Raw genomic sequence first — 10,349 nt, 5'->3', positions numbered from 1 at the left:
TGGGATCGTCTCAATGAATGGTTCAAGCACCGCCTCATACCAGATCTTTCGACGCTGAAACGGCAGATTCAACGAGGACTGCCGACGATCACGGAACCGATCATCTGGAACTATCTCTGCCCTTGAGGACGGTAGAAATTAACGCACGACCGTATGACTCGGTCGCGCCGCATTCGTTCCTTTTCTTCCTCTGATAACGGGAGCGGCGATGCCATACCGAGGACTCTCTCACGAGCCGTACTAGTCGTTACTCGAACGACTCCAGCTTCCCGACGACCCTCGTGTACACGTCCGGCGCGACGTACCAGCCGTGGTCGATCATCGCGTCGATTGCGTCTCGCCCCTCCGCTTTCGACAGCTGCCCGCCTTTCACGGCCGCGAGGACGAGATACGCGGTCCCGCGCGTCTCGACGCCCTCCACTTCGGCCGCGGAGCGCTCGGCGGACTCGTCCATCACGGCCACCGCGTCGCGTGCGTCCGCGCAGGTGAGGACCGCCACGTCCGCGTCGCTCAGTCCGGGATGGCGACCCAATCGAGTCGCGACCGGCGAGTCGTCGGTGTCGACGGCGACGACATCGACGAGGCCGTCTTCTACGGCGCGCTCGATCCGACGCGCGTCGTCGTACCCCTGCTCGACGCCGGCCGTCACCACCTCGCGGTAGACGGCCTCGGGGACGACTCGCGGCTCTGCTAGCGTCTCGATCACGCCGAACCGCCCCGCCTTCGCGAGGTAGATCAGCGGGGTGGCGTCGAACACCCAGCTCACAGCTCATCGAGGTCGGCTTCTAGGTGGTCACCGGACACCCACGCGACATCGGCGTCCTCGGCGAGGCGCGCGAACTCCCACACCGATACGTCCGCCAGTTCGGCGGCCTTCGTCAGCGTGATCTCGCCGTCTGCGAAGCGTTTCAGCGCGCGCTCGCGCCGCCACGCTTCGAGCCCTTCCGAGAGAAGCTTTCGCACCGCGGTACTCCGGTCGAGACGCTCCTCGTCGAGGTAGGCTTCGAGTTCCGCTTCGAGGTCCTCGGGGACGCGCGTGGAGATGGTGGGCATAGCGTTTGCTATGTGTACGATGTATTCATAGGTTTCGGCGGGTCAGTTGAGCGCGTCGCCGCAAACAGGAGAGCGAGACACTCGGAGGCCGAAGCGGTCTCGATGCTGGTGTCAGATTCCTCTCACGGGTGAACGGCTGCTGGTCGTATCCTGCTGTCTGACTTCGATCGCCCGCGACGCAGCGGATCGCTTCGGCGCGCTCGCGCGCTACTACGAACATCCTGACCCGTTCGAGGGTGACGAACGGGGGGCCGAGCGGACGCGTTGCGACAGCGGGCGACGGACGCGCGCCCTCGTCGATGAACTCGGTGGGTGATCAGCCCCAACTCGGATCTTGGGTTGGTGTGTCCACGAAGTTTCCGTTGCCCGGGTTATCGGGCCTTTTGTACACACCTTGGATCCCTTCCACTCTGATTCCAACAATCGGTCTGTCGGCGACCTTGAATTTCGACGGCTTGAGCGGTTTGTTGACGGACACGTATCCCTGTTTCTCCCGAGTATTTCCGCCGCTGTCCTTGTAGTACGCGGTTGCCCTGATGGTCCGGTTCGAGCTCCCAGACTGCGTGCGGATCTTGACGTTCCCGGTATTCCCGCTCTTTCCGCTGCTTTCACTACTCACGCTGTTTCCGTTGCTGCCCACAAACTGGACACCCTCGATCGGGTCGACACACTTGACCTCGAACGATCGGGTCTTTTCGACGCTCGCTTCGCCCGCATTGCCGCAGAACCGGAGCTCGAATTCGGCTTCGCCGAGTTTGTCGCACACCACACTGACCAGAGCCGTATCTCCGGGACAGAGGACATCATCGTCCATCTCACAGTCCTCCGACTCCTCATCATTGCTCTCTGACTCTTTTCTACCATCACATTCCGCGACGATTTCGACTGCCTCGTTCTCTATCACAACAGTGTCGACATCATCCTTGTCCTCAACGACCACCGACAAATCAAGTGAGGAGGCGAACTGGTTCTGGATCCTGACGACATCGGTCTGCTCACCAAAGGGAACCAACTTGGCTGTCTGCTTCAACCCGAGATACGCCTCATCGTCTTCGACGACGTTCACGCTCACTCCTCGCTCGGCCTCGACACTGCTGAACGCCCCGGTGCCGACGCTCATCGCACCGGAACTCGCGCCGCCGAGCAGCAGGATGAGGGTTCGTCGTTTCATATTGAGGGTGTCGTCACGCTTCGTTTGTCGTTTATAGCCCGTTTTGATCCTAAGTTATGGGGCGCCGGAACCGCAGAAGGCACCGCCTGAACCGCTGCGCCCTACGTCAGTTCCGGGGGTTCCTCGGGTTCGCCGACCTTCATCTCCGCGGTGTAGTACTTGTGCGTGATCGCGGAGAACGCGAACGCGACGACGATGGCGACCGTCCACGCCATCTCGGGCAGGAGGGTGAACGGCCACGCGCCGAGCCACACCGCGCCGGCGAGCGCGGCGGCGACGCCGGAGAGCCCGAGATAGTAGTCGCTCCACGGGATCTCCTTCCCCTCGACCACGTCCATGTACAGGTCGACGTTCTGAAGCGCGGGCGTCGGCTCGACGATCCCCCGGTCCTTGTTGAACTCGACGACGCCCGCGTCGTCCATCTTCGGCAGGTGAGACTGCTGGAGGGCGGTGTACACGCGCTTGCGCTCGTCGCCCGTGATCTCCGCCATGTCGGTCCCGTTCTCCCACGCCGCGATCTGCTCGGCCATGTCGCCGATCTCGAGTTTCTCCGCCTCCTCCCGCTTCAGCAGATGGACCGCGAACCGCCGGCGCTGGTTCGCCAACACGTCGAACAGGTCGTCTTCTGACACCTCAGTCGTCGGTTCTGCCCCCCGACCGTCCGGCCGCTGTACCGACGCCATTTCTGTCTGACATATATGAACACGCCAACATAAATCCCGTGGTTATGATAATCTGCTAAACTTTCTCGCCGTTCACTCGTGGGTCAACACGAACGCGTAAGTCGGCTTTTGACGGTCTAAGAAGCAGATACGTGGCGTTATACGGATTCTATTCGGTGGCTCTCTAGCCGATATTATCAGGCTTCAGTAACTACCACCCTCGTTACACGGGCGACGATCGCCGCTTCAGGCCGGGCTTGAACGGGGTCTCAGGACCGGCCTGAACCGATCGAACCGGGGTTCAGGCGGGGTCGGAACGGAGCGGGCGGGGCTTCAGTCCCGCCCGGAAGTGTTTCTGGAAATTCATAACGATATAGGATAGGCCCTATAGGTGAAGTAGAGCGACCCCGGGTGACGCGGGATGTCTCGCGTCGGCGGCCCGCGGGTCGTGTGCGGACACAACGAGGTTACACAACTATGGCAAACCGACGCAAGTTCCTCGCCGGACTCGGCGCATTGGCTTCAGGTAGCGCGGCTGCGGTGGGTACGGGTGCGTTCACGAGTGTGAGCGCGGACCGTACTGTCGCGGTTAACGTGGCAGACGACTCCGACGCGCTGCTCGCTATCAGGGGAGACAAGCGGAATGGCAGTTTTACTTCGAACGCTGTTGAGTACGTGGACACGAATGGTGGACAGGTAAGTATCGACATCACGGAAACCAGTGCTGGGGCCACGGGGATCAACGACAACGCCACGACAACCCTAGACGATCTCCTCGCTATCGAAAATCAGGGTAGCCAAGATGTCTACGTCGGCTATACCCACCCCGCGAGTCCGAACGGCAATTTTGCGCTCTACCACGAAGATTCCGACTTCCTTGATCCGAACGCCTCGGATCCAGGCACTGATGATTACGACGCCAGTGCTGGTAAATACACCAACGACGGTCAGTTGAATATCAATACGGCACCTGATGCAGACAGCGATGGAAATCCGGACCTCGTGAGACTCACTCCGGGCGAAACTCTGGAACACATCGGGATGTTCTTCTTTGGCAGCCCGGACGCCAGCGCCATCAGTGCTGACCCGATCACGTTCCAAGCCGTCGACGAGTTCTCGGACCTCTAATCGCTCGGTAAACGATCTTTCCCACGCTGGCGTACGGCGGTTCGACTCCGCCGGTGGGCCTTCAGAGCGATAATCAAATATGAACCGACGAAAACTCATCGCCACCCTCGGCGCGACGGCAGCGGCCACCTCGGGGGCAGTGGGCACCGGTGCGTTCACGAGCGTGAGCGCCGACCGAAGCGTCAGCGTCCAAGTCGCTGACGACGCCGACGCGTTCCTGGCGATGACGCCGTCGAACGGGCCTAACGGCGAGTACGCCGAGACGACCGGCGACGGAACGATCGCCCTAGGGCTCACCGACACCGACGCGGGTGGAAGCGGTCTCGGCACGGACTCCGTTTACGAGTTCGACGACGTGTTCCGGATCACCAACCAGGGCACCCAGCCGGTCTACGCCTGGGCCACCTTCTCGGGCGCGAGCGGGGACTTCACTCCCGACGGAACGAACACCGACATCTACCTGTACCCGAACGGTGACTCTGACGACCAGCTCCGGGACAGCGACGAGGACGTGCTCTACCTCGGGGTCGGGCAGTCGGCACAGATCGGAGTCTACGTTGACACCACAGACGTCACCACCGATCAGGACCTGACGATGACGGTCAATGCCGACGTCGAGAACCCGGCGAGCGGGGCCACCGTCGGCGGTGGCGGCACCACGATCCCCGGCCCGACGAACGGCCTAGTGAGTTACTGGCCGCTCGACAGTGTTGGCGACGGGACCGCCGAGGACATCGTGGGAACCAACGACGGGGCGCTGAACGGCGGCGTGTCAGCCGTCTCCGGGGAGGTAGATGGTGCAGCGGCCTTCGACGGGAGCAACGACTACGTGAACGTCCCGGACGACCCGAGTTTGGACCTCACCGGGGCGCTTACGCTGGCCGCGTGGGTGAAACCATCGAGCGATCAGGACAACTACGCTCGAATCCTCTCGCGCGAGCAGAGCGGTGCAGGAAACCGGCAGTACAACCTCGGCGTCGATGCGGACGCCACCGACCCGCGGACAGTCGTCGACACAGCAGGAGCCAACGGTGTAGAAGTGTCGGCGACGGTCACGTTCACCGATGACAGCTGGCACCACGCCGCGCTCACGTTCGACACGTCGGACGCGGTTCGGCTGTACATCGACGGCACGGAGGAAGACTCCACACCGGTGAACGCCCCGCTGGTGAGCCGATCGTCAACAGTGAAGTTCGGCGCGCCAGCCCATCTGCCGGGTAAAGACTTCTTCACTGGCCGGATCGACGACGTTCGGATCTACGACCGGGCTCTCTCAGCCACGGAGGTGAGCGATCTCTACGGCGACACGAACTGATCCGACGGCGTCACTCCAGTATCGGACGTGGGTCAGGTGACTGACGCGACATCACAGCGTCCCACGCTGGCGTACGGCGGTTCGACTCCGCCGGTGGGCTTCGCCTGAAAGGGCACATAATACATATGAACCGAAGACAGGTCTTGGCGACGATGGGAGCACTCGGCGGTGGGGGCGCGGTAGTCACCGGTACGGGTGCGTTCACCAGCGTGGAGGCGAATCGGGATGTCTCCGTTCAGGTGGCCGACGACACGGACGCCCTCTTGCGAATGGCGGCCGCAGGCGAGGGTAACGACGAGTACGTCACCACCAACGGCGGTGAACTTGGGATCGATCTCACGAGTGACAATCCGACCGCTGCTGGAGGGAAGGGAGTCAATACAGACGCAGTGACGGTAATTGCCGACCTCTTTGAGATCCAGAATCAGGGAACACAAGAAGTCGAGGTTGAGGTGACGCCGCTATCATTTGTCGACAGTAATAACTCGAACTCGCTAATAGTATTGGTCGTCCCGCAGACTAACTTCCCGACAGTGACTCTTGGCGTCGGCGACACGGAAACGTACAGTCTTGTCGTGGGCACGTTCCCAGGTGGATCGAGCTTTGAGATCGATGATGAAATCACCGTCACGGCGGAGGCTACCTAAATGTCACTTAACGTTCAAGACTTCGTGGCCCGGTCTGAGGGCATTTCGATCGAAGACGTTCCGACGGATGTTCGTGATCGGCTTAACGACGCGCTGGGCGATCTGACGGGTGGCGAGGGGGGTCCAACCGGATCGCCGGCTGAAATCCCGGACTTTGATCTGTTCGTCTCTGCTGAACGCGGGAGCTCAAGTGGGGGTCCTTACCAAACGATCTCTGGCGCTCTCGATGACGCCGAGCCTGGTGATATCATTCTAGTTGAGGACGGCACGTACGGTGCGGACACATACGGTGATCAGGCTGGACTCCAGATCGGATCGCAGGACGCAGGGACCGATCCTGCCTCCGCACCGCTGCGGGACGTTACTGTCGTCGGACAGAACCAACCAACGATCAACGGCTGGGTTCAGATTCTCGATCCAGGCGTCACCTTCGAAGGATTCGAGGTGACGGGTGAGATCTTCCGCTACGGTCTCGCCGCGTTCGAGCCTGAAGTGACGATCAGGGACGTGACGATCAGCGGCGTGACTAACGGATTATTCGTCCCGTCGGCATCGAACGTACTCGTTAAGGACTGTGTCGTCAAGAACTACTCGTTCTACGGCGCGATCGTTTCCGGACGTAACGGGTTCGGCGGCGCCACGCCGACAATTAGCGATACTACGTTCGACGGCGCTTCCGGAGGTGGTGCGGTCGGGATCGGAGTGATCAAGACTGCGACCACACTGACAAGTAACGAGGTCACCGGCAATAAGACCGAAGGCGAGAACGGCGCAGGTGTCGGTGTGTTTGGCGGGGCGGCGGCCACGATTCAGCGGAATACAATTGCGAATAACGATGATGGAATCTTCGTCGCTGGCGAGGCCTCCGGCGGTGACGTAGATGCTACCAGCAACAACATCGTGAATAACCGCGTCGGTATCGTCAACGAAACCGGGACAGCCGTGAACGCGAACGGTAACTGGTGGGGCGATGTCAACGGTCCCTCCGGGACGAACGAGAAATCGAATGGGGGGTCGGTCACAACTGACACGTGGTCCACACAGGCCGGTCCCGACTGGAACGAGAGTGGGGAGACGGGGGAGACGACTGGGTTATCGGTAGCCTCAGTCGAGACAGCTAGTACAAACGAACCCTGGCAGGGCCCGATGCCACCGTCCGAGCCGAATCGGATTGACTGATCAGTGGGGAGCGGATCCCCTATGCCGCGTATCGCGTCCTAGTGAGATTCCGAGACAGTACTTTAGTTCGACCCCACCGGTAGGCTTTCGGAGAAAATAATGAAACTTTGACACGTCACGTTGTACAGTGGTGCTCTCTCGACCGGTGATCTCTATTCGTCTTATCACCCAGTAAATGAGGCATCACTCGCTCCGGTCTCTCATGCGTAAGTAATCGGTTCGTCCGGCTTCTATCTCGTTACAAGCAACCCCTTCAGTCGTTTCAAGCACCGCCTTATCAAGACACTTGAGATATAATAGGCGGGTATACGTATCAATGCCCACCGCTCGCCGCACCCTGACCCTCGCCATCCTCCTCGTAGCCGCAGGGTCGCTCGCGTTCGCCACGGGAGCGGCAGTGATCGACGGCGACGCGGACACCGTCGCCGACGGCGACCTCGCGATCCAGCCGGCCGACGGCCCGAACGGGCGGTACGCCTACCTGAACGACGACGAGATCGCGATCGACGTCTCGGCGTCAAATCCGAACATCGAGGACCCCTCCTTCAAAGGCGTGAACGTCGGATCGACCGGCAGGATCGACGACGTGTTCAAGATCACGTACACGGCTGACGAGTACGCACACGTCTGGATTGAGTACGCCAGCGAGAACGTCACCTTCGTCGCCGGTGGGGACTCGATCGAAGGCGAGGCGAACAACGTCACGCTCGCGCCGAACGAGACCGTCACGGTCGGGCTCGAACTCGACACGCGCGGCGCGACCGTCGGGACGCGGCTGGGCGCCGACGAGTTCTCGATCGAAGCGAACGAGACGGCGCTCGGTGAGTCGGACGAGTCGAGCGCGTCGACCTTCGGTTTCGGCTCGACCGGCGACGGCGGTCCGACAAAGACGGTCGCCTCGCCGAGCGCGGACCGCCGCGAGTTCGTCGCGAGCGGCGTCGAGTCCGGTGCGGAGGTCCGGTTCCGGGTCGACGGGATGCCCATCGACCGCGACAACGTCACGCTGGAGGGGATCGACCTGGCGGGCGTCCGGAACGAGCGCGTCGAGCTGAACGCAGCGGGGAGCCCGGTCCCCTTCGCGAACGGGAGCGCGCTGACCGCGCCCACGCGTCCCCGTCCGGTCGGGTACCTCTCGCTCGCGCACGAGTTCGCGCCCGACGCGGTCGACGCGATGACGATCCGGCTCAGCGCGGACCGGGACTACCTCAACGCGACCGGGACCGACCCCGCGGACGTGACGCTCTACCGGCAGACGGACGCGGGCGACTGGGAGGCGGTGTCGGTCGAGGTCGTCGACGAGGCGGTCGTCGATATCCTGGGGCTCCCCGAGGACCGCGTCCACTTCCGCGCGACGACGACCGAGTTCTCGACGTTCGCGGTCGCGACGCGCGAGCCCCGGTTCGACGTGACCGCGGCGACGGTCGCGCCCGAGGCGATCGACCCCGGCGAGAACGTCACCGTCCGGGCGACCGTCCGAAACGGGGGCGGCGCGGCGGGCGAGCGCGCGGTGACGCTGACCGCCGACGGTAACTCGGTCGCGAGCGAGACGGTCGCGCTCGCGCCCAACGAGACGGCGACGCTCTCGTTCGACGAGACGGTCTCGGCCGCCGGCGCGTACGACCTCGCGGTCGGCGGGACCCCCGCCGGGACCCTGCTCGTCGGCGACCCCGGCGGCGACCCGGCGGGCGGTGAGGGGAGTAACTCCGAGGCGACTGGCGGCGACGGGGAGAGCGCCGAGACGGCGAGCGGCTCCGATGCGGCGAGTAGCGCCGCCGACACCGAGGCCGGGCCGACCGAGGAACCCGGGGGGATCGAGTTCGTCGAACTCGGCGGGCTGCTGGCCGCGCTCGCCCTCGCGGTGGCCGGACTCGCGCTGTTCCGCCGGATGCCGCGGTCGTGAGCCCCGGGTCGCATCCGGGGCGCGCGCCGACAGGTCTTAACCGCTGGTCGACGACCCACGGGCCGTGAGCACGTCTGCGACCGACGAGCGCGATCGCTCCGTCGACGGCGGCCCGTCGGATCGCTCCGTCGACGGTAGTCGGCCGGACCGCACGTTCAGTCAGGAGATGCTCGCCGGCGTCCGCGCGACCGACCTGCTCGTCCTGCTCGCGGTGCCCGCGGTCCTGCTCGCGGTCTTCGCGCTGCCGGAGGCGACCCGCCGCTCGCTCGCGTTCGCGTACGCGGACCCGACGGTGCCGTCGGCGTTCGCGGCGCACTACGTCCACCTCGGAACCGATCACCTCCTCGGGAACCTCGTCGGATACGGGCTCCTCGCCGGCGTCGGCTACGCGCTCGCCGTCCTTGGCGGGCGACGGCGGCTCTTCTTCACGTCGCTCGCGACGTACCTCGGCGCCTTCCCGTTCGCGCTGTCCGCGCTGAACCTCGCCGTCCCGCGGGACGCGATCGGCTTCGGCTTCTCCGGGATCAACATGGCGCTCGCCGGACTGCTCCCGATCCTGTGGTACTGCTACGCCCGCGAACACTTCGCGCCTGCGGCCTCGCTGCGCGCGCTGCCGGCGGTCTTCTTCGCGCTCGTCGGGTGGATCGCGCTCCTCGCGCTGCCGGTCTCGACGACGGGCATCGGGGTCGCCGGGCTGGCGATCGGCGTCGCGGGCGCGCTCCTCGCGGTGCTGTACGCGGCCAGCAGCGAGGTCCGGTTCCCGCCCGCGGTCCGGACGCACGCGGCCGCCGTCGCGTCGCGTCCCGGCTACGGGGAACTGCTGGTCGTCGGCGGGCTGGTGGCCGTCGGCTACCCCGTCGTCGGCTTCCCGTCCGACCCCTCGGGCGGCGGGAGCGTCGTGAACCTGTACGTCCACCTGCTCGGGTTCTGCCTCGGGTTCATCGGCCCGTTCGCGCTGCTCGCCGCCGGCGCCTTCGACGAGTAGGGGCGACGGCGGCCGCCCGATCCGGTTCGCCGGCACCCACGAAGTTATAAGGACACGCCGCCGTTCAGCGATCGACGACTACCTGACGGCCGCGCGACAGGTACCGCCTCGCGGCGGTCGCCGCCCCGAGTCCGTCTCCGAGCCGAGTTCGACACCATGTCACTCAAACGAACGCTGTCCGTCGCGCTCCAAGCGGCCGCGGTGCTGGTCGTCGTCTCGCTGGTCGTCGGACAGCTCCTCGACCAACCGGTCCTCCTCAGCTACGTCGAGACCGGGAGCATGCAGCCGACGCTCGCTCCCGGTCTCGAC

Annotated in this window: 10 protein-coding genes and 1 pseudogene; 7 read left to right on the top strand and 4 right to left on the bottom strand. The window is 64.0% G+C overall.

Features of this window, described 5'->3' with window-relative positions:
• Positions 1-247 precede the first annotated feature (247 nt).
• The 4 genes from B9G49_RS14285 to B9G49_RS14265 form a co-directional block, all read right to left on the bottom strand.
• Complete coding sequence (locus B9G49_RS14285; RefSeq protein WP_086216824.1) at positions 248-766, bottom strand: DUF3368 domain-containing protein; 519 nt, start codon at positions 764-766, stop codon at positions 248-250.
• Positions 763-1,053 (bottom strand): UPF0175 family protein, encoded by a 291-nt coding sequence (locus tag B9G49_RS14280; protein ID WP_086216823.1) that lies wholly within the window; start codon positions 1,051-1,053, stop codon positions 763-765. The genes B9G49_RS14285 and B9G49_RS14280 overlap by 4 nt, the downstream gene beginning before the upstream one ends.
• A gap of 316 nt (positions 1,054-1,369) precedes the next feature.
• Positions 1,370-2,224 carry a hypothetical protein gene (locus B9G49_RS14270; protein WP_086216821.1) on the bottom strand — a complete coding sequence of 285 codons (855 nt, stop codon included), beginning with the start codon at positions 2,222-2,224 and terminating at the stop codon, positions 1,370-1,372.
• A 101-nt stretch (positions 2,225-2,325) separates the two neighbouring features.
• The gene (locus B9G49_RS14265; protein ID WP_049932329.1) at positions 2,326-2,907 is read right to left on the bottom strand and encodes a hypothetical protein; all 582 of its coding nucleotides are present in this window, start codon (positions 2,905-2,907) and stop codon (positions 2,326-2,328) included.
• Between the two features lie 456 nt (positions 2,908-3,363).
• Here B9G49_RS14265 and B9G49_RS14260 point away from each other — a divergent pair, with 456 nt between their 5' ends.
• The 7 genes and pseudogenes from B9G49_RS14260 to B9G49_RS16345 form a co-directional block, all read left to right on the top strand.
• Positions 3,364-4,014, top strand: coding sequence for a hypothetical protein (locus B9G49_RS14260; RefSeq protein WP_143414715.1), 651 nt, complete (start codon positions 3,364-3,366; stop codon positions 4,012-4,014).
• Between the two features lie 223 nt (positions 4,015-4,237).
• The gene (locus B9G49_RS14255; RefSeq protein WP_233125223.1) at positions 4,238-5,329 is read left to right on the top strand and encodes a LamG domain-containing protein; all 1,092 of its coding nucleotides are present in this window, start codon (positions 4,238-4,240) and stop codon (positions 5,327-5,329) included.
• A gap of 152 nt (positions 5,330-5,481) precedes the next feature.
• Positions 5,482-5,976 carry a hypothetical protein gene (locus B9G49_RS14250; RefSeq protein ID WP_233125222.1) on the top strand — a complete coding sequence of 165 codons (495 nt, stop codon included), beginning with the start codon at positions 5,482-5,484 and terminating at the stop codon, positions 5,974-5,976.
• Entirely contained in the window at positions 5,977-7,155 is a 1,179-nt protein-coding gene (locus tag B9G49_RS14245; RefSeq protein WP_086216817.1) for a right-handed parallel beta-helix repeat-containing protein, read from the top strand.
• Positions 7,156-7,471: 316 nt separating this feature from the next.
• Entirely contained in the window at positions 7,472-9,055 is a 1,584-nt protein-coding gene (locus tag B9G49_RS14240) for a CARDB domain-containing protein (RefSeq protein WP_086216816.1), read from the top strand.
• A 64-nt stretch (positions 9,056-9,119) separates the two neighbouring features.
• Positions 9,120-10,040, top strand: a complete 921-nt coding sequence (locus B9G49_RS14235) for a hypothetical protein (protein ID WP_049932333.1) — start codon at positions 9,120-9,122, stop codon at positions 10,038-10,040.
• 156 nt (positions 10,041-10,196) lie between these two features.
• A pseudogene (locus B9G49_RS16345) lies at positions 10,197-10,349 on the top strand (S26 family signal peptidase); the annotation flags it as partial.

Source organism: Halorubrum sp. SD683, from assembly GCF_002135045.1.
Taxonomy (GTDB): domain Archaea; phylum Halobacteriota; class Halobacteria; order Halobacteriales; family Haloferacaceae; genus Halorubrum; species Halorubrum ezzemoulense.
Note: the sequence above shows the minus strand (reverse complement) of the source record. Positions and strands in the feature narration are given on the sequence as shown.